Annotated in this window: 19 protein-coding genes; 13 read left to right on the top strand and 6 right to left on the bottom strand. The window is 69.5% G+C overall.

The window, feature by feature from the left end; translation table 11 throughout:
• Window positions 1–8 precede the first annotated feature (8 nt).
• From pncA to IPI43_02775, 5 genes are all read left to right on the top strand, one after another.
• The gene (gene pncA, locus IPI43_02755) at window positions 9–620 is read left to right on the top strand and encodes a bifunctional nicotinamidase/pyrazinamidase (GenBank protein MBK7773046.1); all 612 of its coding nucleotides are present in this window, start codon (window positions 9–11) and stop codon (window positions 618–620) included.
• Between the two features lie 532 nt (window positions 621–1,152).
• Entirely contained in the window at window positions 1,153–1,770 is a 618-nt protein-coding gene (locus IPI43_02760; protein ID MBK7773047.1) for a TetR/AcrR family transcriptional regulator, read from the top strand.
• Window positions 1,767–3,164, top strand: coding sequence for a TolC family protein (locus IPI43_02765; GenBank protein ID MBK7773048.1), 1,398 nt, complete (start codon window positions 1,767–1,769; stop codon window positions 3,162–3,164). Before IPI43_02760 ends, IPI43_02765 begins: the two co-directional genes overlap by 4 nt.
• Window positions 3,165–3,319: 155 nt before the next feature.
• The gene (locus tag IPI43_02770) at window positions 3,320–4,282 is read left to right on the top strand and encodes an efflux RND transporter periplasmic adaptor subunit (protein ID MBK7773049.1); all 963 of its coding nucleotides are present in this window, start codon (window positions 3,320–3,322) and stop codon (window positions 4,280–4,282) included.
• Window positions 4,279–7,467: an efflux RND transporter permease subunit gene (locus IPI43_02775; GenBank protein ID MBK7773050.1), complete on the top strand. Its 3,189-nt coding sequence runs from the start codon at window positions 4,279–4,281 to the stop codon at window positions 7,465–7,467. Before IPI43_02770 ends, IPI43_02775 begins: the two co-directional genes overlap by 4 nt.
• A gap of 16 nt (window positions 7,468–7,483) precedes the next feature.
• On the opposite strand, the gene IPI43_02780 is transcribed toward IPI43_02775, so the two are convergent.
• From IPI43_02780 to IPI43_02795, 4 genes are all read right to left on the bottom strand, one after another.
• Complete coding sequence (locus IPI43_02780) at window positions 7,484–8,152, bottom strand: transglutaminase domain-containing protein (protein ID MBK7773051.1); 669 nt, start codon at window positions 8,150–8,152, stop codon at window positions 7,484–7,486.
• Window positions 8,149–8,682, bottom strand: a complete 534-nt coding sequence (locus IPI43_02785) for a PaaI family thioesterase (GenBank protein ID MBK7773052.1) — start codon at window positions 8,680–8,682, stop codon at window positions 8,149–8,151. Before IPI43_02785 ends, IPI43_02780 begins: the two co-directional genes overlap by 4 nt.
• A complete protein-coding gene (locus IPI43_02790) occupies window positions 8,672–9,352 on the bottom strand; it encodes a TetR family transcriptional regulator (protein ID MBK7773053.1) in 681 nt (226 codons plus the stop codon). Before IPI43_02790 ends, IPI43_02785 begins: the two co-directional genes overlap by 11 nt.
• A 531-nt stretch (window positions 9,353–9,883) precedes the next feature.
• Entirely contained in the window at window positions 9,884–10,789 is a 906-nt protein-coding gene (locus IPI43_02795; protein ID MBK7773054.1) for a hypothetical protein, read from the bottom strand.
• 87 nt (window positions 10,790–10,876) lie between these two features.
• Between IPI43_02795 and IPI43_02800 the strand changes: the two genes are divergently transcribed.
• From IPI43_02800 to IPI43_02820, 5 genes are read left to right on the top strand one after another with little or no spacing between them, the layout of a single operon-like run.
• Complete coding sequence (locus tag IPI43_02800) at window positions 10,877–14,737, top strand: protein kinase (GenBank protein ID MBK7773055.1); 3,861 nt, start codon at window positions 10,877–10,879, stop codon at window positions 14,735–14,737.
• 55 nt (window positions 14,738–14,792) lie between these two features.
• On the top strand, window positions 14,793–15,803 hold the full coding sequence (locus tag IPI43_02805) for a hypothetical protein (GenBank protein ID MBK7773056.1): 1,011 nt from the start codon (window positions 14,793–14,795) through the stop codon (window positions 15,801–15,803).
• Window positions 15,800–17,071, top strand: a complete 1,272-nt coding sequence (locus IPI43_02810) for a hypothetical protein (GenBank protein MBK7773057.1) — start codon at window positions 15,800–15,802, stop codon at window positions 17,069–17,071. Before IPI43_02805 ends, IPI43_02810 begins: the two co-directional genes overlap by 4 nt.
• On the top strand, window positions 17,068–18,375 hold the full coding sequence (locus IPI43_02815; GenBank protein MBK7773058.1) for an outer membrane protein transport protein: 1,308 nt from the start codon (window positions 17,068–17,070) through the stop codon (window positions 18,373–18,375). Before IPI43_02810 ends, IPI43_02815 begins: the two co-directional genes overlap by 4 nt.
• Window positions 18,372–19,799: a hypothetical protein gene (locus IPI43_02820; GenBank protein ID MBK7773059.1), complete on the top strand. Its 1,428-nt coding sequence runs from the start codon at window positions 18,372–18,374 to the stop codon at window positions 19,797–19,799. Before IPI43_02815 ends, IPI43_02820 begins: the two co-directional genes overlap by 4 nt.
• On the opposite strand, the gene IPI43_02825 is transcribed toward IPI43_02820, so the two are convergent.
• Window positions 19,736–21,529 carry a tetratricopeptide repeat protein gene (locus IPI43_02825; GenBank protein MBK7773060.1) on the bottom strand — a complete coding sequence of 598 codons (1,794 nt, stop codon included), beginning with the start codon at window positions 21,527–21,529 and terminating at the stop codon, window positions 19,736–19,738. The two genes, IPI43_02820 and IPI43_02825, sit on opposite strands and share 64 nt — an antisense overlap.
• Window positions 21,530–21,652: 123 nt before the next feature.
• Here IPI43_02825 and IPI43_02830 point away from each other — a divergent pair, with 123 nt between their 5' ends.
• From IPI43_02830 to IPI43_02840, 3 genes are read left to right on the top strand one after another with little or no spacing between them, the layout of a single operon-like run.
• The gene (locus IPI43_02830; GenBank protein MBK7773061.1) at window positions 21,653–22,291 is read left to right on the top strand and encodes a hypothetical protein; all 639 of its coding nucleotides are present in this window, start codon (window positions 21,653–21,655) and stop codon (window positions 22,289–22,291) included.
• Window positions 22,288–22,605, top strand: coding sequence for a YkgJ family cysteine cluster protein (locus IPI43_02835; GenBank protein ID MBK7773062.1), 318 nt, complete (start codon window positions 22,288–22,290; stop codon window positions 22,603–22,605). The genes IPI43_02830 and IPI43_02835 overlap by 4 nt, the downstream gene beginning before the upstream one ends.
• 53 nt (window positions 22,606–22,658) lie before the next feature.
• Window positions 22,659–23,174 carry a hypothetical protein gene (locus IPI43_02840; protein ID MBK7773063.1) on the top strand — a complete coding sequence of 172 codons (516 nt, stop codon included), beginning with the start codon at window positions 22,659–22,661 and terminating at the stop codon, window positions 23,172–23,174.
• 9 nt (window positions 23,175–23,183) lie between these two features.
• Here IPI43_02840 and IPI43_02845 read toward each other — a convergent pair whose 3' ends face one another.
• Entirely contained in the window at window positions 23,184–24,788 is a 1,605-nt protein-coding gene (locus IPI43_02845) for a hypothetical protein (GenBank protein MBK7773064.1), read from the bottom strand.
• Between the last annotated feature and the right edge of the window lie 27 nt (window positions 24,789–24,815).

The raw sequence follows: 24,815 nt of genomic DNA on the forward strand, positions 1-24,815 counted from the left end.
GACACGCCATGCACATGCCCGCGCACGCCCTGATCCTCGTCGACCTGCAGCCCGACTTCCTGCCGGGCGGCGCGCTGGCCGTCACCGCCGGCGACGAGGTGGTGCCGTTCGCGCGGCACGTCATGCGCGAGTTTGCGTGCGTGGTGGCCACGCAGGACTGGCACCCCGCGAACCACGGGTCGTTTGCCAGCCAGCACCCCGGCAAGCAGCCGGGTGAGCTCATCGAACTGAACGGGCTGACGCAGGTGCTGTGGCCGGACCACTGCGTGCAGGGCACCCCCGGCGCCGCGCTCTGCAAGGAGCTGGACCCGGCCAGCATCACACGGGTCTTCCGCAAGGGCAGCGACCCCGGCGTGGACAGCTACAGCGGCTTCTTCGACAACGGCCGCCGCAACGCCACGGGCCTCGGCGACTGGCTGCGGGCCGAGGGCATCACCGCGCTCAGCGTGCTGGGTCTGGCCACCGACTACTGCGTGAAGTTCACGGCGCTCGACGCGCGTGACCTGGGCTTCGACGTCACCTTGCTGACGCAGGGCTGCCGCGGCGTGGAGCTCCACGCGGGTGACGTCGCCCGCGCGCTGGACGAGCTGCGGAGCGCGGGCGTGCACGTCCGTGAGTGACAGCCCGGAAGCACGGCCGGCAAATGCGACTGAATATCATTGATGGTTCACCCGGATTTTCGCGCACCAAAGACGGCACCTCGTCCGAAGCTTCCGTTGCATTTGCTGGATACTCTGATCAGCCCGCAAATCACTTCGTAATCATAGGCAATTTGAGGTTGGCACAACGGTTGGCGAGGCGCCGTGTGTGGAAACCTCCTACGCGCCCCAATCCCTCCTCGTCCTCCCGCAGACCTCTGGCACGCTCACGTGTCGCCGGGTGGCGCTGAAGGCCAGCCGGACGCTCTGCCTGCTGATGACGATGGGCTGCGGCCACATGGGCGTAGGGAGTCACGCCATGTGTCAAAGAGCATAGAAATGTCGGGGAGGGAGTTCATTGGAATTTCGCGACAAGTTCGGGACGGAGGTTCCAGCCCTTCGGGGCGCAAGCTGGCACCGTGGCTCCCTTCCACGCGCGCATCGAGAACGATCATTCTTGATGCGAGAACGATCGTTCGCTATAACGGAGCGATTCGTCTTTGTGGAGGTCGCCATGAGCAACCCGACCCAGGAACGGCGCCACGCCAGAGCGCGGACAGAAATTCTCGAATCGGCCGCCCGGGCCTTCGCCAAGAAGGGGTTCCACGGCACGAGCATGGACGACGTTGCCCGTGAGGTCGGGATGTCTCCCAGCTCGCTCTACCGCTACTTCGAAGGCAAGGAAGTGCTCTACCGAGCGATGGTGGACAACATCGCGGAGGTCGTCCTCGCCCCATTCAGCGACCCGCTCCTCCCCACGCTGCCCTTTGACCAACGACTCGAGTGGTTGTTGCGCCGCCAGCTGGCAACCATTGAAGCACAACGCGAGTTCTTCATCACTTTCGCGTCGGACCGGGCCTCCATGGACTGGGAATTTGCGGGCACAGGTGACCCCGTCGGCGATGCCTATCATCGTTGGGTGGCGGCGTTTCGAACCCTCCTCGAGGAGGGTGTCGCCATTGGGGCCCTGCGACGTCTCGACACCTGGAACACCGCCTATCTCGTAACCGGCGCGCTCAGCGCCACCGTCTTTCGCTGGATTCGCGGATATCTGCCCGTCGCTCTGCAGGACTACGTGCCCGTCCTGCTCGACATGATCTTCTGCGGCATACGCTCGGAGCACCAGCCGTGAACGCCACCCGTAGTCTCGTATCGCTCGTCACGGTGTTACTCCTCGCTGCTCCTGCACACGCGCAGGAGGGCGCCGACACCGTCACCGTAAGCCCAGACATAGAGCCCGCAGTTCGGACTCGCAGGACGCTCACGGAGTGCGTCCTGCTCGCCTTGGACCGCAGTCCTCGCGTCGAAGGCGCGGCTGCCGCGAGCGCGGAGGCAACGGCGATGCGGCGCAGCGCTCGCGGGAGGTTTGGGCCGGTCGTCCGCGTGGAGGCCAACGTGCTGCGCTGGAATGCGCCCTTTGGGCTGCCGCTCGAGATCCCAGTTCCCGCTCCCTTTGGGCCACTGAACGTGCCGCCGATCCCCGTGCGCAACGCCACGACGGCGCAGTTATCCGCGACCGTGGTGCAACCGCTGACCGGTCTCTGGACCGTCTACGAAGGTCACCGGGCGCAGCTACTTGGCGAAGACGCCGCGCGCCACCAGGAGCGCGCGACCCGAGACGACGTGGTCCTCGCCGTCGCCGACGCCTACGTGCAGGCACTCGAGGCCGAACGAATGACTGAGCTTGCCGCTGATCAGGTGCGAACCATCGAAGCCCATGTGGAACGAGCGCGGCAGTTCCACGAAAATGCTCTGATTACACGCAACGACGTGCTGGTCGCTGAGATCCGCCTCGCCGACGCGCGCGTGCGTCAGCTACAAGCCGAGGGCGGGGCGGGCCTCGCGAGAGCGCACCTCGCCTTTCAGATCGGCTTACCGGCCGATGATGAGGTGTGGCCCGAGGAACTGCCGGCTCCGAGTGTCGCCGCGACGACCACCAGGAGTGATGCTTCCCTTGGGAGTGGCTCGGAGGACAGGCCCGAACTCGCGGCGGCGAGAGCACGGGTAGAGCAAGCGCGCGCCGGAGTACGTGTCGCGACCTCGCAGATGGCGCCAGAGGTCAGCGCGATCTTCAGGGTTGAGCACGTTGAGGGCGTGCGCTTTCAACCCTCCAACGCCTGGTTCGTTGGGGCCCAGCTCAGTTGGAATGTCTGGGAATGGGGGAGCGGATACTACGCCATCGATGCTGCACGGGCTCGAGCAGTGCAGGCTGAAGCGGCGGAAACCCAAGCCCGGGAGGGGTTGCGCCTGGAGGCGATGCAGGCTGAGACCGAGGTCGACATCGCTATGGCGCAGCTGCAGGTCGTGCGCGCTGCGGTGACGCAGGCTGAGCAGAATCTCGAGCTCGTACAGCAGCGCTTCGCGCAGCAGGTTGGCACGAGCACGGACGTGCTCGACGCACAGCTGCTGCTGCACGCGACGCAGCTACTTGAAGTCCGCGCCGGATACGGCGTCTTGCGGGCCCAGGTCCGGTGGCGGCGCGCGCGTGGTTTGGATCCCGTCGCCATCGAAGGGGAGTCCCCTTGAATTCCTTGCACCCCGCTGTCTCGACCTACGCCGCCCCCGGTTTCTTGGGGGTGCTGCTCGTCCTGGCTCTGGTGGGAGGGTGCCGCGAGCTTGAACCTTCTTCGGCACCCCGGCGCGCTGCGGATCTCCCCCCTTGCTCGGCCGAGCTTCAGCGCGTGACGCCGGACCAAATCCCTCGCTCCACTACGATTGTCGGAGTCACAGAGCCACTACGGAGAACGACCCCGGCCGCCCGCGTGATGGCGAGGGTCACCGAGGCCACGTTTCGTGAGGGCGAGCGCGTGCTGCCCGGACAAGTCCTGGTGCGGCTCGACACGCGAGATCTGAGCAGACGAAGAGTGCAGGCTGCAGCCGGCCAAGATGCGGCACGAGCCGTCCTCGACCTTGCCCGGATGAACGTGGAGCGCATGCGCGCTCTCCATGCTTCGGGCGCGCTCTCGGGAGCGCAGCTCGAACAAGCGGAAGCGGCGTTCACCCAGGCCACCGCCGGCGCGACGACCGCAGGCGCCGCCATCGGTGAGGTGGACGTCAACCTGTCCTACGCACGCGTCGACGCACCGTTTGCTGGCGTGGTGGTCCGGAGGTTGGTCGAGGTCGGAGACCTCGTCGGGCCCGGCCAGCCTGTTGCCGTCATCGAGGACGACTCGCGGTTGCGGGTCGTAGCGCCCATCGGAGCCGATTTAGCGAGGCGCGTGACCCCTGGGCAGCAGCTGTTCATGGAGATTGCCGAAGCGCGCATCTCCGGCGAGGTGGAGGGGGTCATCCCCTCGGGAGACATTCGTGCTGCCGGGCTACGACTGCAGCTCGTGCTGGAGAATCCGAGCCATACGTACCAAGCGGGCATGTTCACGACCGTAGAGATCCCCCTCGAGGCCAACGGCAGGGAAGTCTATGCAGTCAGGATTCCGCGGTCGGCTCTGATCGAACGCGGACAGCTCACGGGGGTCTTCGTCGTGAACGAGCAATCGGAGGCGAGGCTCCGTTGGGTCGTGATCGACGAAGACGGGGGTGACACGGTGCGCGTCTTGTCCGGCCTCCGGGTCGGTGAGCATGTCGCCATCGCGCCCGATGCCGAGTGCTTGTCCGATGGACGGAGCGTTACGGCGGTGGGGCGATGAGCGACGAGTCCTTGGGCTTCTCGGCCCGCGTCGCGAGCCTGTTCATTCGCTCGAAGCTGACGCCGCTCATCATTCTCGTGTCGTTGGCTCTCGGGACCCTCGCGATCTACACGACGGCCAGGGAGGAGGACCCGTCGGTCACCATCACAGTGGCCGACGTGTTCGTCGCGTTTCCCGGTCGCGGCACGACGGACGTGGACGAGCGAATCGCACGTCCTGTGGCGGCATGGATCCTCGAAATCCCCTCGGTCGAGCATGTCATCAGCTCGGCCGCTGACGACGGAGCCATGTTCGTCGTGCAGTTCCGGGAAGGCGTCGAACGCGATCAGGCGTTGAGCCAGCTCTACGAGCGCCTCAACGCGAACAGAGACTCACTCCCCGCGCGGGTTCCGGCACCGTTGGTGGTGCCACGAGGTATCGAGGACGTTCCGGTGCTCGCGGTCACGCTCTGGCACGAGACAGACGATGCCGTCCTGGTTCGCAGGCTAGCTGCGGAGTTCGCCACCGAGCTCGAGGCGCTTCCCGGGGTATCCCGCGTTCAGCTCACGGGAGGTTCTCGCCGCGAGATCGTCGTCGAGCTCGACGCGAACCGGCTCGCAGAGCGAGGTCTGGGCGCCGACCGCATCGTCCAAGCCGTCCAAGCGGCCAACGTCCGCCTCCCGGCGGGCGAGTTGGCGGGTCCGGGCGGCAGCTTTCGCGTCGAGACTGGCGCGCTGCTGTCGTCGGCCCAAGATGTCGAGGCGCTGGTCGTCGGAGCCACGCCTGCCGGGCCGGTCTACCTACGAGACATCGCGACCGTGCGCGATGGAGTGGCCGAGCCGCGAAGCTACGTGGCACACCTGCAGCGCGGCGACGGCTGGTCGTCGCACGCCGCCGTGACCCTGGCGATTCACAAGATCCGCGGCGTCGACGCTGCGGGCCTGACGGATCGGGCGCGAGGCCTGCTCGACAGGCTCGCCCCCGAGCTCCTGCCGCGTGATGTCCATTTGAGCATCACGCGCGACGCGGGACGAACCGCGACACACCGGGTGGTCACGCTGATCGAGCACATGGCCATCGCGACGCTCGTCGTCGTCCTCCTCATCGCGCTGGCGCTCGGCCGGCGCGAAGCCGTCATCGTGGCGATCGTGATTCCGATAACGCTCGCGATCGTCCCGTTCGTCTACAAGATGACAGGGTTCACGCTGAATCGCATGACGCTGTCGGCGATGATCTTCGCGATCGGGATTCTCGTAGACGACGCGATCGTGGTCATCGAGAACATCCACCGCCACTACCAGGAACGCAGCGCCGAGAAGGACCTGGTCCGCGTCACACTCGAGGCCGTCGGAGAGGTTGGTAACCCGACCATTCTCGCCACGTTTACGGTCATTGCGGCGTTGATGCCCACCGCGTTCGTCTCGGGCATGATGGGGCAGTTCCTGCGCGCGTTGCCGATTGGCGCCTCGGTTGCGATGGTGTACTCGCTGTTCATCGCCCTCGCGGTGACGCCGTACCTCGCCTACCGACTGCTGCGACACCCGAGTCGCGAGAACGGCTCTCAGGATGGGTCTGAGCTGGCCGTGATCCCGCGACGTCGTCTGTATCGTCGCAGCCTCGAGTGGGCAATGGCGCGTCGCTGGCGAGCGATCAGCGTCTGGGCCGCAGCCATCCTCATGCTCCTCGGATCTCTGGGGCTCGTTGTCGCCCGCGTTGCCGTCGTCAAGATGCTCCCGCTTGCCGATGTGGACGAAATGTCAGTGATGATCGACCTGCCGCCCAGCTCAACGCTCGAGGATACCTACGGGCGCGTCACCGACGTCGCGCGGGCGCTAGAGGGAATCCCGGAGATCGTCACGTGTCAGGCCTACGTGGGAACTGCGGGTCCCATCACGTTCCAGGGCGTGGCTCGCCACTACATGCTGAGGCAGCAAGCCTACCAGGCCGAACTACAGATAGAGTTAGCGCCGAGCGGCGAACGCCAGCGGACCAGTCATCAGCTTGCCGCCGAAGTACGCCGGGTGGTGACTGACGCGCTCCAGCACGATCATGCGTGGTTCACCGTGGTCGAGCTTCCTCCGGGACCTCCTGTTCAAGCCGCGTTGGTCGCCGAGGTGTACGGCCCGGACGAACAAGGTCGGATGGCGCTCGCACAACGGGTGAGACAGTTGTTCGAGGCGACGCCTGGCATCGTCGACGTGGACTGGTCGGCGCGCCGCGGCCCTCCGGTGCTGCGCTACGAGGTCGACCAGCAGCACGCCGCCGTGCGGGGCGTCGTTCCGGCGCAAGTGGCCACCACCGTTCGCACGCTGGTCCACGGGGACAGCAGTGGGTGGGCCTACCTGCCGAGAGAGCGAGAACCCGTTGGCGTGAGGCTCCAGGTGGCGCGAGCCCAGCGCGCCAGCGAGATCGATCTCGGCTCGTTGTACTTCAGTTCGATGCTCGGACCGCCGGTCCCTGCTTCGGACATTGGTAGCCTGCACCGACTGGAAGGCACCTATCCGCTCATGCGAAAGGATCTGCAGCCGTTCGTCTCCGTGACAGCTGAGGTCACCGGACCCGGACCGATCTACAGCGCGATCGACCTGAGTCCGCGACTGCGCGACGAGGTGGGACGGGGAGCTCGACCGGTTCGCATCTTGTGGAATTCCGACGCGCCTGAATCGAACGAGCTCGCTGTTCGCTGGGGCGGGGAATGGACCGTGACCTACGAACTGTTCCGCGATTTGGGCGCAGCCTTCGCGGTCGTGTTGCTCCTGATCTACGTGATGCTCGTCGCGTGGTACCAATCGTTCCTCATCCCATGGGTCGTCATGCTTCCGATCCCGATGGCGTTTATTGGTGTGATCCCTGGGCACTTCGTCCTCGGCATGCCGCTTTCCGGAATGGCCGTGATCGGGGTGATCGCCCTCGCCGGACTGATGGTGCGGAACTCGATTCTACTCGTCGACTTCGCCAACCAACGAGTCGCCGCAGGGACGAACGTACGGGAGGCCGTGCTTCTCGCGGGAGAGACGCGGCTTCGGCCGATTGTGCTTACCGCACTGACCGTTGTGCTTGGCGACGGTGTGCTTTTCTTTGACCCACTGCTCAAGGGACTCGGGCTCACGATGGCCGCCGGCGCGCTGTTCTCCACGGCCTTGACTCTCGGAATCGTGCCGCTGGCCTACTATCAGCTCATGTCGATGATCCACCGGGGTCCGTAGGTAGCCCGCACGACCGTCAGAACAGGAAGCCCCTCTCCGCCAGCGCGGCCAGATCAGCCTGCGCGTACGCGGCCATGAAGGCTCCCACCATCTGGCCGAACGGAAGATCAACGTACATCCCGTGGAATCGGATGACCTCGGCGTGGGCGGCTCCAGCGAGCGTAGTCTCCGGAAAGAGCGCGTCGTCTTCACCGTTGAAGTCGACTCGACGGTAGCGCTTTCGTGCGACGACGTCCGGGGACAGACTGGCGTCCGCTAGGAGCCAACTCCCGTTGAGGTGGATGGCGTTGAGACCGTGGTGGAACATCGTGTTGGTACCCATTGCCTCGACGATGTGCGTGGGGAGCGTGGAGTCCTTCAGGTCGCAGAGCACGAGCGCGGACGGTATCCGGGCAGCGCGCAACAGCGCACAAAGCAGGACGGCCTTCTGGACGCAGAACCCCTTTCCGTCCGACAGGACGCGGCTCGCGCGGTACTCATCTTTCGCAAGCTTCGCCCGAAACTCGTACTGTATCTCGTCACGGACGTGCGAGAAGAGGCGGACGGCTTTCTGGATGGGCGGGCCATCCCCCCCCACGCGATGGGACAGCGCTTCCAGGCTAACGCTGTCGCTATCGATGAACTGGGTGGGTTCCAGGCATTGCGTCGGGTCGAGAAGGCGCTCGAGCGGGGGGCGCTGGTTCACGTCGTGCCCTCGTCGAGCTCAGAGAAGATCTGAGACGCCTCTGATGCCAACATACCGAACTTCTTGGGGTCGAGCGTGATGAAGAGCGCCTCGCCCTCTGCGAAGACGGTGTGGCCGTCACCCTGCCTTAGCCGGCCGGCGACTCGTACTTTGCGACCGTCCACGGCGTTCACCCGGGCCTCCACGACGCACCGCGCCCCGAGGGGGAGCATGGTCTTGAATCGAGTGATGAGTTCGGCCGCCACGACCGGATGGCCCTGCATCCATGCGGCGCCGCCCAGCGCTTCGTCAAGCATCGCCGCCATGCTGCCGCCATGCGCGTGCCCCGGCGGGCCCTGCGTGCCTGGGCCGAAGATGACGTTCGCTCGCAAGGTGCGGTCCGGGTCGTGTCGGAAGTATCGAAGTGAGAGCCGACGGCCCGAGCTGTCCCCGCAGACGAAGCTGTCCTTTAGAATCATGTGCGGCAGGCGCACCGGAGACCACCCAGGCTGGGGAGTCTCTAGCCACTTCACATCATCGTCACTCAACATGGTCGCCGCCTTGGTTTCGTGTGGGACGGGGGCGTAGCGCGCCCAACCGCTCATAGGCTTCAACTGTGGGCCCAGGGCGCGAGCGATCGGACAGGGCACCCATGCCGATGAGCGCAGAGAAAGCGTCGGCGATCTCTTCTGGGGTGCGTGGGCCATCAGCCCGGTACCAGAACGCGACCGAGTTTGCGGCACCAAATGCGAACTTGCGCACAAGCGAAAGATCGAGCCCCTCGACCAGTTGCCCGCTCGCCGCCGCGGCGTAGATGAGCCCGTCCCAGATCGACTCGTACCGACGTCGTTCCCTCGCGAGAGCGGCCTGGCTCTCCGGCGACAACCGCTGCCAGTCGAAGAGCAGAACGAACACGGCGTCGTCCCCGTCCAGCAGTGTTCGCAGATGGACCCTCATCGCCAGTCGCAGCCGCTCCACGGGATCGCTCGACACCTCGATCGCTTCGAACACGCGGACGCTGATGTCGGCGACCGCACGCTGCATGAGTGCTACGACGAGCGCTTCTTTGGTCGGGTAGCGGTAGGTGACGCTGCCTGGAAGCACTCCTGCGGCGTCTGCAATGGCCCGTATCGAGGCGCCGGCGACGCCATGTGCTCGGAAGAGCTTGGCCGCCGCCGTCAGCACGTGCGTGTCCGTGTCGCTGACGGTCTTCTTGGTCATTCGTACAAATGCGACGCCTGCAGATTTAGGTTGTATGGATGCGAGTTTCAAGGCCATTTGTACGAGTGTACAAGGCCATATCTCACTTTTCAAGAGGAGTACCTGCGAGCGCGCCATGACGAGCGGGTCGCCAGAGATCTCGCGCTGGCCAAGGCAGACCCCCCACCTACCGTCGACCGATCGACATTCTGAGGCTGGGGCACGCGCGCTGCGATGGGCGCGCGTGCCTGCGATCCGGGTCAAGGGCTGGCGTCGAACACGAAGGGGTAGTTGATGGAGATCGGCTCGCGCGCCTCGTCGGCGGGGAACGTGAGGCTCGCAGCCCGACCCCGTCGGCATCGGATGGCGGCGCAGGCGGCGCCCACACGGGCACCGGCGCAGGGAGCACGAGCACGCTCTGGTCCACTACCGCGCTCGGACGCTGGGCCACGCTCTCGGCGGTGTCGTGGTCGCGCACGTCGATGGCGACCGGCGCGAGGTCGTCGCCGCCAGCGCGGACCGCCAGTGACAGCAGCCATGAGGTGCTGGGTGTCACGAGCGCCTGGTGGCGGAGCTGCGGGGGCACATCGCCCTCTCGAAAACCCGGAGGCGCGGAGGCCCCCACCACCGTGAGCGAGCGGTACCCCAGACGCACCGCGGCCACCAGCAGCTGGCGCAACAGGGGAGCAGGCAGGCGCGCGTCGATCGCCACCGTGAGGGCCGGCTGCATGGCGACCAGCGCCGCGCCGAGCCCAGCAAGGTGGTGAGGGCCAGGGCGGTGAGCAGCGCGAAGTGCGTGCTGCGCGCCTCCAGCAGCGTCTGGCCCAGCAGCGCCGCGCGCGTGGCCGCTTCCGCTTGGGCCGCCGCCGAGAGACCGCGACGCAGCACCGTCGCATCCACCAGAACGACCAGCGCCACGGCGGCGACTCCGAGCAACACCAGCGCTGCGAGTCCGCTACCCGGGACGCGGGCCTCGGTGCCCTCCGCGCGCGGCGTCAGCGCGAGCGCGAGCATGGCGGCCGAGAGCGCGAGCGCACCGCCCAGCATCAGCGCGGCCCCAAGCATGCGGGAAGCCATGACCTCCGAGCCGCCTGCGCCCATCATGACGAGCTGTGAGGCCGGGTCCGCGTGACTCACGGCGTCGACCACCAGCCCGGCCCCCAGCACCCCCAGCACCAGGGCGAGCGCCATGAACACCCACGGGACGAGCGCGAGCGGCGCGGCCAGCGCCGGCCAACGTGAGCCTCCGCGTGACCCCGTGAAGAACAAGGCCGCCACACACGGGGTGACCACGAACGAAGCGCCGACCGCCACGAACGCGAGCGTACCGGCCTCTTCGACCAGCAGCAGCGGTTGCCCAGCGGACGCGACGAAGCTGGCCACCAACGTCACCACGGGCCCGAGCAGAACCAGCATGGGGGCGGCGAGGGATGCCTGGGGCGCGGGAGTGGTGCTCATGTCGGTGGCTGTGGTTCTACACGATCTTCGAAGCGGCCCCTTGTCGCTCATGTACTTCTACCGTTCGATGGTACCCTCACAGCGGACATGCTCGGTGACCCGCGACGGCTCGGGGAAGGTGAACGCTTCGAGGTCGTCTCACGCCTCGGCGTCGGCGGCATGGGCACGGTGTTCGACGTGCTCGACCGCGAGCGCGGCACGCGCGTGGCCCTCAAGACGGTGGGCACCGTGGACGGCGACACGCTGCTGCGCTTCAAGCGGGAGTTCCGCGCTCTGCAGGACCTGAACCACCCCAACATCATCGGCTACGGAGAGCTCTTCGAGCACGACGGCGAGTGGTTCTACACCATGGACCTGATCGACGGAGTGAGCTTCCGCGACTACGTGCGCACCCTGCCGCTCGTGCGCAGCGAGCCGGCGCCCAGCGTGGCCAGCCCGCCCACCGAGAAGCCCACACTCACGGGTGGGCCGCTGCGCTCTTCGGTGCCGCTCGATGATCCGCCGACGTCTGCGCTGCGCAGCCGGCCCAGCACGCTGACCGGCGACGACATGGACACGGTGGCGCCCAGCAGCACGTCGAAGCCCGGCCCGAGCCGGCCCATCGGCTTCGACGAGGCCCGCCTGCGAGCCGCCATCGCCCAGTTGGCCGCCGGGCTCAGCGCCATCCACGCGGCCCAGAAGGTGCACCGCGACATCAAGCCCTCGAACATCCTGGTGACGCGCGAGGGCCGCGTGGTGCTGCTCGACTTCGGCCTGGTCGCCGAGGTGCACGAGGGGCAGCAGGTGACCGACGTCGGCGCCTACGGCACGTATCCCTACATGTCGCCGGAGCAGGCGTCGGGGCTGCCGCTCGATGGGCGCTCGGACATGTACAGCGTGGGCGTGCTGCTCTTCGAGGCGCTGACCGGCGAGCTGCCCTTCGCCGGAAGGGGCGTGGCGGCGGTGATGGCGAAGGTGCACACGGACGCGCCGGACCCCAGCAAGCTGGTGGCGCGGCTGCCGCCGGACCTCGTGGCGCTGTGCAACGAGCTCCTGTCGCGCGACCCGACGCAGCGGCCCACCGCCAACCAGGTGGCGAGCCGCGCGCTCGGCGACCGCGCGGACCCGTCGTCGAGTGCGTCGCATCCCACCAGCGCTGCCACGGCCGCGTTCGTGGGCCGGCAGCCCGAGCTGGCGCAGCTGCACAACGCGCTCGCGCGGTCCGAAGAGGGCGCGCTGGTGAGCCTGCTGGTCAAGGGACAGTCCGGCATCGGCAAGACCGAGCTGCTCGAGCGCTTCGAGCGGGACCTGCGCCACACGCGCCGCGACGTGGTGGTGCTGCGCGGGCGCTGCTTCGCGCGCGAGGCCGTGCCCTACAAGTCCTTCGACGCGATCATGGACGGCCTGAGCGGGCACCTCGCCAAGCTGCCGGTGGACGACCAACGCCGCCTGGTGCCGCGGCACGACGAGCTGCTGGCGCGCGCGTTCCCGGTGCTCAAGCGCGTGGAGCTGTTCACCGACCCGCGGGTGGAGCGCGAGCAGGTGCGCGACCCCCAAGAGCAGCGCGGTCGCGTGTTCACTGCGGTGCGCACGCTGTTCTCGCGCTTCGCGGCGTCCACCCCGCTGGTGGTGGTGCTGGAAGACCTGCAGTGGCTCGACGACGACAGCCGCAGCCTGATCGGCGAGCTGCTGCGCGAGCCCGCCCCGCCGCACCTGCTGTTCTTGGGCACGCTGCGCACCGAGGCCGGCGAGCCCCACGAAGACGAGCCCGCGCTGCTGGGCGGGCTGCCTTACGAGTCCTTCACGCTCTTGCCCCTCTCCGATGATGAGGCGCTAGCGCTGGCGCACTCCCTGCTGGGCGGCGACGACCTGGCCGCGCCGCGTGCGCTGGCCATCGTGCGCGAGTCCCACGGGCACCCGCTGTTCATCGACGAGCTGGCGCGCCACGCGCTGAGCACGGCCACCACCGAGGTCGGGGCCCTCGACCTGGAGCAGGCCATCCGCGCGCGCATCCGCACGCTCGGCGCCGACGTGGCGGTGCTGCTCGAGGCGCTGGCCGTGGCCGCTGGGCCCGTGACCCTGGACATCCTGGCGCGCGCCACCCAGCTCGGCACCGAGCGCGTGGTGCGCGCGGCCACGCAGTGCCGCATCCAGCGCCTGGTGCGCATGAGCGGGGTGCGCCGCTCCGACACGGTGGAGCTGTACCACGGGCGCATCGCTGGAGCGCTGGCCGAGACCCTCTCGGAGGACCAGATGCGCAGCGCGCACGAGCGCCTCGCGCGCGCGCTCGAGGTGGAGCGCGACGCCGACGCGATGAGCCTGGCCACGCACTGGGCGGGCGCGGGCGAGAAGGGCAAGGCCGCGCGCTACGCGGTCAAAGCCGCACAGGAGGCGAACGAGTCGCTGGCCTTCGACCGCGCGGCGTCGCTGTTCCGCCTGTCGCTCACGCTCGAACCGGGCGAGGCCGAAGGTCTCGAGGGCCGGCGCCAGAAGCTGGCCCACGCGCTCGCCAACGCGGGCCGTGGTGAAGAGGCGGGCGAGTGCTTCCTGGCCGCCGTCGAGGGCGCCTCCGAGGCCGTGTCCATCGATCTCCGGCGGCGCGCGGCCGAGCAGTTCCTGCTGAGCGGGCACGTGCGCCGCGGCATCGCGAGCTTCAAGCCCATCCTGCGGGCGCTGGGGCTGCCCTACCCGGAGTCGCTGCTGCGCTCCGTGTGGTCCACCATCGTGGTGCGCACGCTGCTGTTCTTCCGACGCGAGCGGTTCGTTCTGCGCGACGAGTCCATGGTGGCGCCGCACGAGCGCCTGCGCGTGGACACCGCGCACTCCATGGCGGTGGGCCTCGCGGTGACCGACACCATGCGCGGCTTCGACTACTACGGGCGCGCGCTGCTGCTGGCGCTGAAGCTCGGCGAGCCGGGCCGCGTGGCCATCGAGCTGGCCATGGAGGCGAGCTCGCTGGTGGCGATGAGCGGCCGGAAGAAGCGCAAGGCGCACCGCATGCTGGAGCTGGCCCGCGGCCTGGCCGAGCGCTCGGGCAACGCCAACGCACGCGCCGCCGTGCACTACTCCGAGGGCATGTCCGCCTACCTGATGGGCGAGTGGCAGCGCGGGCAGCAGGGCCTCGAGCGCGCCGAGCAGCTCTACCGCAACGAGTGCGCGCAGGCGCCAGCCGAGCTGCGCACGCTGCAGGCCAGCATCGTCCACTGCCTCTGGGAGCAAGGGGACTGGCTCGCGCTGCGGGACCGCACGGGGCGCGTGCTGAAGGAGTCCGAGGAGCGCGGCGACCTCTTCACGGAGGCGACCATCCGCGCCGGCATCAACATGCAGGTGCAGTGCATGCTGGGCCGCGCAGAGGCCGGCTACGCGGGGGCGCGACAGGTGGTGGACCACTGGACGCGAGACAGCTTCGACGTGCAGCGCTTCATGTTCTGGGTGCACGGCGCCTTCACGCGCTCGTACATGGGCGAAGCCACCGCCGCCCTCGAGGAATTCCGTGCGTCGTTGCCGCGCGCGCGGCGCTCGCTGCTGTTCAGCGTGCAGCTCATGCGCGCGGGTGCGTGGCAGATGCACGCGCTGCTCGCGCTGCGCGCGGCCACCGAGGTGTCGGGCCCCGCCCAGGCCGCGTTGTTGAATGCAGCGCGCCGCGAAGCGAAGAAGCTGCTGCGCGAGGACGCCGCGTGGGCCAACGCGGGAGGCGCCCTGGTGCGCGGCTGCGCGAGCGCCATCGTGGGGGACACCAGCGACGCGAGCTGGTGGCTGGACGACGCCGTGCGACGCTTCGACGCCGAGGGCATGAGCGGACGCGCCGCCGCCGCGCGCTGGGCGCGGGCCACGCTGCGCGGTGGTGACGACGGAGCGCGCGAGCTCGAAGCGGCGAAGGCCCACTTCGTGGCCCACGGCGTGGTCGACCCCGAGCGCTTCGCCACCACCCTCGCACCCAGCATCGCGCTCCGGCCGCCAGGGCGTTGACAGGCTTTTCCCTCTATCGGCGAACTGCCGTCCTCTGTTACACCCGCTGACGGTGATGGAACGCGGCTCAATGGTCTGGGTGGACTTGCTTTGCCTCTCGCTGTGCGCGGGGAGCTTTGGCTGTGGGGGCTCGGAGGCGACGCCACCGCGACCCGACATGGGGCCGCCCCCGCGCGTGGGGGTCTGCACACCCGAGGCCGGGCCCGTCACGCTCACCGGCCAGTGGGCGGCGCAGGCGGACCTGCAGGTGGAGCTCATGGGTCTGCCGCGCGCGCTCGTGGCGCTGTGCCCGGACCCGCAGATTCGCCCCTCGCGTCTGACCATGCGCGCCGTGGTGACCGAGGACATGAACGGCGACGCCGAGGTGAGCCTCGAGGTCTGTAGCCTCGAGCTGCCCACCATCACGGGCAGCGCCTTCCGCTGCCCCACGGATCCCACGGCCACGCTCGACATCGCCATCCTGACCAGCGAGGCGTTCGGCGCGCTGCTGCCCACGCTGGACGTCAACTTCGCCACGGGCCTGCCCGCGACCACCACGGGTGGCACGCCGTTCCAGCCCACCCCCTTCACGCTGACCATGGGCGCCAACCTGGCGGAAAACGAGCCGCTGCCGCGCTGGGACCTCACGCGCCCCACGTGCGCCACCGCCGGGGACACGGTCACGTGCGTGGACAACCACGAGGCGCTGTTCGATGAAGACGGTGATGGCAACCTGGGCGTCACCCTGCTGGCCGACAGCGGCGAGGGCGGCCTGGTCTCGGGAGAGGCCTATGTCGCCGTGCGCATCGCGCCCTCGTTCGACGGAGTCATCCAGAACAGCAACTGTGTGGATGGCACGGTCTCGCTCAACCTCGACTTCTCCATCGTGGACAGCGACGTGCGCGTGGTGGGCCTCGCGCTCGCCACGGGTGCCGTCACCCAGAACATCCCGCCGCTCGACTTCCTGCCCACCAGCTCGTTCAAGCTGCTGCGCGCGGACCAGAGCGGCCTCGACTTCGACGACGACAACGACGGGACGGTCACGTGCGCCGAGATCCTGAACAACGAGGGGCAGTTCCAGCGATGAGCAGACAGGGGTGGATGGGCCTGCTGGCGCTCGCGCTGCTGGCCTCTTCGGCGAGCGTGGCGCGCGCCAACGCGGGCGACGTGGTGGGCTTCGGCTCCGAGTCGATCGCGCGCGGCGGCGCCATGACGGCGGCAACCGACGGCGCGGAGGCGCTGCACTACAACCCAGCAGGGCTCATCGCAGCCGAGCGCGCGGAGCTCTCCGTGGGGTACATGCGCTTCCTCTCCACGCTGAGCTGGACGGGGGTCACGGCCGGCGTGTCCGAGTCGCACGACGCGGACATCTCGCAGCCGGACTCGGTCACCATCGGCCTGGTCGTGCCCCTGGGGCGCATCGCAGTCGGTGCCTACATCAGCACGCTGACCAACAAGCTGCTGGCGCTGCGCATCGACACCACCACCGCGCCCACCTTCGGGTACTACGCCAACCGCACGCAGCGCATCGTGGTGCTGCTGGGCGCGGCCATCGACCTTGGGCACGGCTTGTCCATCGGCGGCGGGCTCAACATCTTCGGCGGCGTGGACGGCCTGGTGCTGGCCTCGGAAGGGCCCACGCGCGACGTGGAGCCCGGCATCTTCATCGGCGACGACACCGCGCTCTCGGGGCAGCTGGGCCTGCGCCTCGAGGTGAACGACGACCTGCGGCTGGGGCTGGCCTACCGGCACCGCTTCCGCGTGCCGGTGAAGATCCAGTCGGACAGCACCGTGGGCAACGTGCCGCTCAACATCACGTTCGTGGTGGACGGCCTGCAGACGCCCTACGAGCTGGCGGCTGGCGGCGCGCTGAACGTGGGCGCGGTCGAGCTGAGCCTGGACGCCACCTGGTCACGCTGGCGCAACCTGCGCGCTCCGTGGGTGGACGTGGACACCATCGTGACGGGCCTGCCCATCGAGAGTCCGCCCGTGCCGCGCGCGTTCCGAGACACCGTCAGCCTGCGCGCCGGCGCCCAGCTCCAGCAGAACCTGGCCGAGCAGTGGACCATCTTCTACCGCGCTGGTGCGCGCTTCGAGACCAGCATGGGCACCTCCCAGACGGGCCAGACGTCCATGCTGGACGGCAACAAGCTCGGTGTGGCCGCCGGTCTCGGCCTGCGCTTCGGCAACTTCTACGGGCTGCCGGTGACGGCCGACGTGCACTTCTCCATGGACCACATGTTCAGCCGCACGCACATCAAGGACATGGACTCCGGCTCGGGCTACGACCAAGTCTCGGGCGGCGGGCAGGTCATGACCTTCGGCCTCACCCTCACCCTGGGGCTGACGCAATGAGCCGCGCACACCTCACCTCCGCGCACGCCGCGCTGCTGCTCGCGGGCCTACTGGTCGCCGGGCTGGCTGGCCGCGCACACGCCACCCCCACGGAGCAGATCGGCTTCGGCACCCGCGGCCCCGGCATGGGCAACGCCATGGTCGCGGGCCAGGACGCGCTCGGCGCGCCCATCTACAACCCGGCCGCCGGTGTCCACGGCACGGGCGAGTACGAGTTCGGCCTGGGCTACACGTACTCCCACCTGTCCATCGAGGTGAACGATCGGGACCCCAACACGCTGCCCGTGCGTGGCTTCTGGTTCGCAGGCGCCGTGCCCTTCGACATCGGCAGCGCGCACCTGTCCTTCGGCCTCGGCGCCTACGTGCCCGACCAGTTCCTGCTGCGCGCGCACGCCGTGCCCGGCACCGAGCAGCGTCTGGTCATGTGGGACAACGGGCCGCACCGCCTCGTGGTCAACGCCACGCTCGCGTGGCGCATCGCCGACTGGCTCTCCATGGGCGTCGGCGTCTCCATCCTCGGCTCGGTGCGCGGCAACCAGGTGGACTTCACGCTGGACGCCGACCCGGCCGGCACGCGCGCCGAGAGCACGCTCTCCATCGACTTCCCCATCTTGGCGGCCCCCATCGTGGGCGTCATCGTCACGCCCATCCCCGCGTTGCGCCTCGGCGCGCGCTTCTCGGACGAGCTGGGCCTCGACGTGGTGCTCAACGTGCAGGCCAACGTGCGCGTGCCCGGCACGCCGGTGGACGGCGTGGTGGACTTCCAATTCAGCGGACCCAGCGGCTTCACCCCGCGCGAGCTGGTGCTGGGCGGCAGCGGCGACCTGGGCCGGTTCACGTTCAGCGCGGAGCTAGCGTGGCAGCAGTGGTCGCGCGTCAACCAGCTGACCGCGCAGGTCCAGGTGGACGTAGACCTCGGCGCACCCGTGCCCACGTCGTCGTTCGTGGAGCCGCACCCCAACCTGCGCAACACGTGGACCCCGCGCTTGGGCGTGGAGTACCGCCTGCCGCTGGCCAGCGAGCGCGAGCTCCAGCTACGCGTGGGCTACTGGTTCTCCCAGACTCCGGTGCCCATCCAGACGGGCATCACCAACTACGCAGACGCCAACCGCCACGTGGGCACCTTGGGCGGCACGTACTCGTTCGACATCGCCGAGACGCGGGTGTCGCTCGAGGGCGCCTTCCAGCTCCAGTACATGCAGAACCGCGAGAGCCTCAAGGACGACCCAACCACGTCGGGCGGAGACCTCACCGTGGGGGGACCCATCTACGTCTTTTCGCTTGGCGCGAGGGTGTCGCTATGAGCACGCATCAGACCTCATGGAGCGCCGTGGCGTTCGCCAGCGCCGCCCTCTTGCTCACCAGCGCGTGTGGCCTCGCGCCGCAGCCGGAGAGCGATGGCGTGCGGGTGCGCGACGGCATCGCCCCCTACAGCGACCAAGGCGGCCTTCAGTTCTGCGTGGGTGGCCAGCGCCTGCTCCCCAACGTGGAGCGCGAGGGCGTGTGCCGCGCCGACGCGCAGGTGCCCGCCGACTGCGAGGCCGACAGCGACTGCCCCAGCCCCGAGTCGTGTGTCTGTGGCCAGTGCATGGTGCAGCTCTGTCAGGCCACCTCCGAGTGCCGTGACGGGTTGATCTGCGCCGGGCGGCCCAAGCGCTGCATCCCGCGCTGCAACGCCGACGAGGAGTGCGGCCCCTATGGGCTGTGCAATGGCGGCGCCTGCGAGACGGCGTGCTGGGCACAAACCGACTGCCCCACGGGGGAGCTGTGCCTGGTGGGCCGCTGCGCCGCGGTGGGCTGCGGCCCCGATGGCCCCAACTGCTTCGCGGGCGAGACCTGCGCCGTGCAGGCGCTCGAAGGCAGCGTGACCGGCGTGTCCGCCATCGCCGCCGAAGACGTGAGCGACACCACGGAGGGGACCCGCATCGTGGTCTTCGCCGAGCTGTCCACGCCCGCCACGCCGTCCGCCATCGTGCGCTTCGAGAGCGAAGAGGGGCGCCGCTTCGTGGCCGTGGCCGGGCAGTCCATCCTCCCGCCGCTCGGCGCTACCCGCATCGCCAACCCTTCCGTGGTGCGCACGCCCGCCGGGCTCTACGTGTTCGCCGAGCTCGACAACGGCGCCTCCATCGTGCGCGCGCTCGACCCGAGCGGCACGGGGCAGACGCCGGGCACGTTCGAGGTCATCGCGACACCCGCAGGCTGGGCCAGCGAGGTGCGAGCCCCGAGCGCCGCCTTCGTGAACGACCGCGTCATCGTGGCCATCGCGGGAGCGAGCGGCGAGGGCATCGTCATCGGCTACCTGGACGGCGCCACCTTCGCGCTGGGCGCTGCGCCCACCCTGACGCTCGCTTCGTTCGAGGCCGAAGGGCGCTTCGTGGGTGTGAGCACCCTGGGCGGCCCGGACCTGCGCATCGAGGAGAGCGCCGCGGGGCGCACGTTCCTGCGCCTGTTCGCCGACGCGCGCGCCACAACGTTGCCAGTGGGCATCGTGGGCGGGCCGCTCGACCTGCCCACCTCGAGCGTGGTCTACGCCACGGCGCTGGTCGAAGACGGCAGCGACGCACTCCGCTTCCACATCGCTCAGGACAACCCCACGTTCGGCCGCGTGCAGAACTTCGCGCCCCTCGAGGAGTACGACCCGAGCGTGGTGCGCCTGGGCAACGCCTACCTGCTGTACTTCGCAGACGAGACCGGGCCGCGCGTGGCGCGCAACCCCGTTCGGGACTGACCGCGCCTACTCGTCCAGCCGCAGGCTGCCGCCGCCGAGCTGGAACGAGCCGGGGCCGCTGGGCAGCCCGGGCGGTGCGCTGGGGCGCTCGTCGTCGCCCAGCAGGGACGGGCCAGTGGCTCCACCCGGTGCGGCGCCGGCGGGGCGCCCATGCCAGGCGCACCACCAAGCTGGAGGCCGCCGCCCAGCTCGAAGTCGTCATCCTCGTCCCACTCTTCGTCGAGTTCTTCGTCGGTGAGCTCCTCGTCGTCGAGGTCATCGGGCTCTTCGAGAGCGGTGGGCCCGAGCATCTGCAGGATGAGCGCGCTCACCCGCTCGCGCATGGACTCCGGCGTCAGCTCCACGGCGCGGCGAGCCGCCACGCGCATGCTGTCGAAGTCGCCCGCCTGGCGGAACACCTGGGCGATCTGGATGTGCGCCTGAGGGTCGAGGCCGGCCTGCGACATGGCGGTCCGCGCATGGCCAATCGCCTCGGGGATGTTGCCGCTCTCGAGTTCCAGCATGGCGAACCAGACCGTGAGCTTCTGCAACCCCGGCTCGAGCCGCCGCGCGGTCTCCAGCTCGTCGCGCGCGCGCTCGTCCTCGCCACCCTGCAAGTAGATGAGCCCGTTGAAGGCGTGCGCCAGCGCGTAGTCCGGAAACTCCTCGAGGGCCGTGGCGATCTCGCGGCTAGCGCCATCGAAGTCGTTGGTGGCGATGAGCACGCCCGCCCGGGCCAGGCGTCGCGGCGCGTCGGCGCGGATTTCGGCGGCCGAGCTCAGCTCCGAGATGGCCTCCTGGTGCGAGCCGCTGCTCAGGAGCACGGCCGCACGCACCCCGCGCGCATAGGGAGCGCGAGCGTCGAGGCGCAGCGCGTGCTCGGCCCGCTGCATGGCGCGGGGCCCGTCGTGCTGGTGCACGTTCCGGTACAGCGCGTCCAGGCTCATCATGGCCGCTACGGCCTGCGTGTCGTCCAGCACGCGCACGAAGCCCTCGGTGGGCGCGCTGGTGCGCCCGCCATACGGGTCCAGATACGTGGGCTCGCCCTGCCCCGCGTCGCCCTCGTACACGGCCACCACGAAGTAGCCAATCTGCCCCGAGGGGTCTGGCGGCCGGCGGTCGCCGTCGAACTTCCAGACCTCGGCCAGCATGGCCGGGACGCCCTCGGCGCGTAGCGCCGCCACGGCCAGCGCCGCCACTTCGAGCGGGTACAGGTGGTGGTCGCTCTCCGTCAGCGCCTCGGCCACGCTCGCGGCCAGCTTGGGCGCGGTGTCGCGCGGCACGTCCATGGGCCAGGCCACGAAGGCCCCGGCGCTGGCGCGCTCACGCAACAGCGCCACCACACCGCGCGCCTGCTCGAGGGCGCCGGACTTGCCGTCCACGCCGCGCTCGCCCAGGTCCGACACCGCGTCGTTTGCTTCGAACAGCCCCACGAAGGGCTCGGGCGTGACGTCGCGCTCCACCAAGTGCGCGCGCAGCTCCGAGGTGGAGAGCGGACGCATCGGCACGTCGCCCGCCACCGACGGTGTGCCGGAGCTGCGGTTCATCAGCAGGTAGCCGCCGCCCAGCAGCGCCACGGCCAGCAGCGCGGCCGCCGGGGCCCACAGGTTTCGTTCGCCCGCCGCAGCCGCCGCCGCGGGCTCTTGGCGCGCCTCGAGGCCGCCCTTCCGCATGCAGGACGGGCAGCGCTTGGGAGGCTCGGTGCCTTCGTGTTCGAATCGGTGATCGCAGTGGACGCAGAGGTAACGCATGACGAGCGGCCAGCATGGCGCGGATCCCGGGGGATGCCAACGCGCGCTGGGAGCCCGTTCGGCCTCGCCCGTGAGGCCACGGAGCGCGCTCGACCAGGCGCGCCGAGCGGGCATACTGCGCGCATGAGTGAACGCGCGCTGCCGCCTGCCCCGGCCCTCCCGTCGCGCTGGCCGACCGGCGCGCGGAGTGTGCTGCTGGGCGGCCTGCTGCTGGTGCTGCTGGGCTGCGACCAAGGCCCACCCGAGCCCCCGAGTGAGCCGCCCGCGCCACCCGCGACACCGCCCAGCGAGCCACCGCCCGGCAGCGCGCCCGCGCACGACCCCATGCCCTACGGCGACCTCGACACCCAGTTCCCGGAGAGCATCGGTTCGTATCGCGCGGCTGGCCCGGTCACCCAGAACCACGCGCTGGTGAACGACATCCACATCCCCAGCGCGCGGCGCCAGTACGTGGACGGCGAGCGTGAGTTGCTGATCGAGGTGTTCGACGCGCGCACGGCCCCGGTGCTGGCTGGTGGCTTCCAGGCCGCGCGTCAGTTGCCGTCCGACACGCTGGACGAGCTGGTGCGCTCGGAGCAGGTGGCGGGCTACGACGCGCTGCTGATCTGGACCCGCGCCGAGGCCGAGAGCGCGGTGCAGGTGCTGCTGCCGGGGATGGTGCTGGCACAGCTCAAGGTGTGGCCCGCCGACGACCGCGACCAAGCCATCCAGCTCCTGGCGGCGGTAGACCTCGAAGGCCTGGGACGGCGCTTCCCCCGATGAGCGCCGCCGAGCTCGACTGCCTGACCTGCGGGGCCTGCTGCCGCAGCGGCCACGACGGCCGCATCCTGATCCCCCCCGAGGACCTGGTCCGCTGGCGCGCGACCGGGCGCAGCGACGTCGCGGCCGCCATCCAGCCGGGCCACTTCGGCTTGGACGCCTTCGCCACGCGCGACGACGGCTCGTGCGTGCACCTCGGCACCCCCGCGAGCGAGAACGCCTGCCAGATCTACGCCGAGCGCGGCACCACCTGCCGCGAGTTCGAGCGGGGCAGCGCACAGTGCATGGAATTTCGGCGCGACTTCGGAGTAATCTAACCCACCCATTGACCGGGGCCCGGGCACGGTCCCTCGACAACCAGGAACAAGACATGAAGCCAACACGCACCGCCTCCGCCACGCTCGGGCTCGGGCTGCTCGCCATCACCGCCCTCGGGCTCTCGGGCTGCGGCCTCTTCGGACCTCCCGCGGTCATCAACGAGACGCACCAGGGTGCCCTCGCCGCCGGCGACACCGTCAACACCACGGACCAGTCGCTGCAGGACGACTACAACATCCGCGTCGAGCAGGGCTGGGTCATCACGGCCACCTTGAGCGCGCCCACGTTCGATCCGTACGTCTGGATCCTCTCGCCGAACCAGGCCAGCGCGCAGCAGCTCGCGTCGCAGCCGGGCACCCACGTGGTGACGCTCACCCACACGGCCGAGACCTCGGGCACGTTCATCGTGCGCGCCAACAGCAACACGGCCGGCCAGACGGGCGCCTACACGCTGCAGATCAACGCGGGCCCCCCCGGCACCGCCGTGCCGGCCGCTGCGCCTGCCGTCCCGACCGGCGCCCCCGTGCCGCCGCCCGTGCCGCCGCCCACGGCGCCGCCCGCGCCCTGAGCAGAGCCGTCAGATCAGGATCCCGGCCACGCTCGCCGTCATGCAGGCGGCGAGCGCGCCACCCCACATCGCCCGCAAGCCCAGGCGCGCCACGTCCGCGCGCCGCCCCGGTGCGATGGCGCCGATGCCGCCCACCTGGATGGCGATGGAGCTGAAGTTGGCAAACCCGCAGAGCGCGTAGGTGACCAGCACCACCGAGCGCTGCGAGAGCGACTCCGGCGCCGCGTCCAGCATCTCGGCCAGGTGCATGTACGACACGAACTCGTTCAGCACGATCTTCTCGCCCAGCAGCCCTGCCACGGCGCCGCACTCGCTCGGGTCCACGCCCATGAGGAAGGCGATGGGCCAGAACAGCACACCCAGGATCTGCTCCATGGTGATGGGCGTGACCGTGGCCCCCGCGAGGTGGTTGTAGGCGTCTACCGGTAGGGCCAGCAGCGCGTTGGCCAGCGCCACCAGGGCCACGAAGGCCAGCAGCATGGCGGCCACGTTCAGCGCCAACATGAGCCCCTCGGAGGCTCCGCGCGCCGCCGCCTCGATCAGGTTGGCGTCCACCCGTTCGAGCGACAGCTTGGCCCCACCCGCCGTCTCGGACTCTTGCGTCTCCGGCTGCATGACCTTGGCGATGACCAGCGCGGCCGGCGCGCTCATGACGCTGGCGGCGATGAGGTGCCCCGCGATGTCGGGAAAGAACGGCTGGAGCATGCCCACGTAGGCCGCGAGCACGCCGCCCGCCACGGTGGCGAAGCCGCCCACCATGACCGCCATCAGCTCGGAGCTGGTCATCTTCTCGAGGTAGGGGCGGATCACCAGCGGCGCCTCGGTCTGCCCGACGAAGATGTTGGCGGCCGCCGAGAGCGTCTCGGAGCCGCTGGTGCGCATGGTGCGCTGCATGACCCAGGCGATGCCCGACACCACGCGCTGCATGACGCCCGCGTGGTAGAGCACCGCCATGAGCGCCGAGAAGAAGATGATGGTGGGCAGCACCTTGATGGCCAGCGGCGCGCGCGCGAGGAACGTGCCCGCCTCGCCTTGCGCAGCGCCCACCCACAGGTCCGACGCATAGGCGCCGAACAGGAAGCTGGTGCCACGGTCGGTGTACCCCAAGAGGGCCACCACGCCGTCGTTGATGAACGAGAACAGCGCGAGGCCCGTGCGTGTCTTGAGCGCAAACGCTCCGAAGAGGATCTGCAGCGCCAGCCCCCACGCCACGATGCGGTACGGGATGCGACGGCGGTCGCTGGACATGAGCCAGGCCAGGCCGATGAACGCGAGGAGACCGAAGGCGCTGGTGGCGCGCTCGGTCCAGGTGGAGCTGGACTGCCGATTGCCGCGCAGGGACACCGCCGCTGGGCCTGCCGCGGACGGTACGGCCACGTCGGCCGAGGGCGCAGGCGGTGCAGCGGGCGCAGGCTCGCGTTCCGGCACGTCCGCAGGAGCGTCCACTGGGGCAGGCGCTGCCTCGGGCTCTGGCTCCTCCGCAGGGGCCGTCAAGGTGGGCGCAGGCTCGGGCGCGGCCAGCGGAGCCTCGGGAGACTGGGCGCCAGCCGGGCGCGTGACGCACACCAACAGCGTGAACAGCGCGAGACGACTCAGCGAGCGGGCTCTGGGCATGAGGAGACGAGGGGTATCACAGCGCCC

Source organism: Sandaracinaceae bacterium, from assembly GCA_016706685.1.
Classification (GTDB): domain Bacteria; phylum Myxococcota_A; class Polyangia; order Polyangiales; family Houyiibacteriaceae; genus JADJJE01.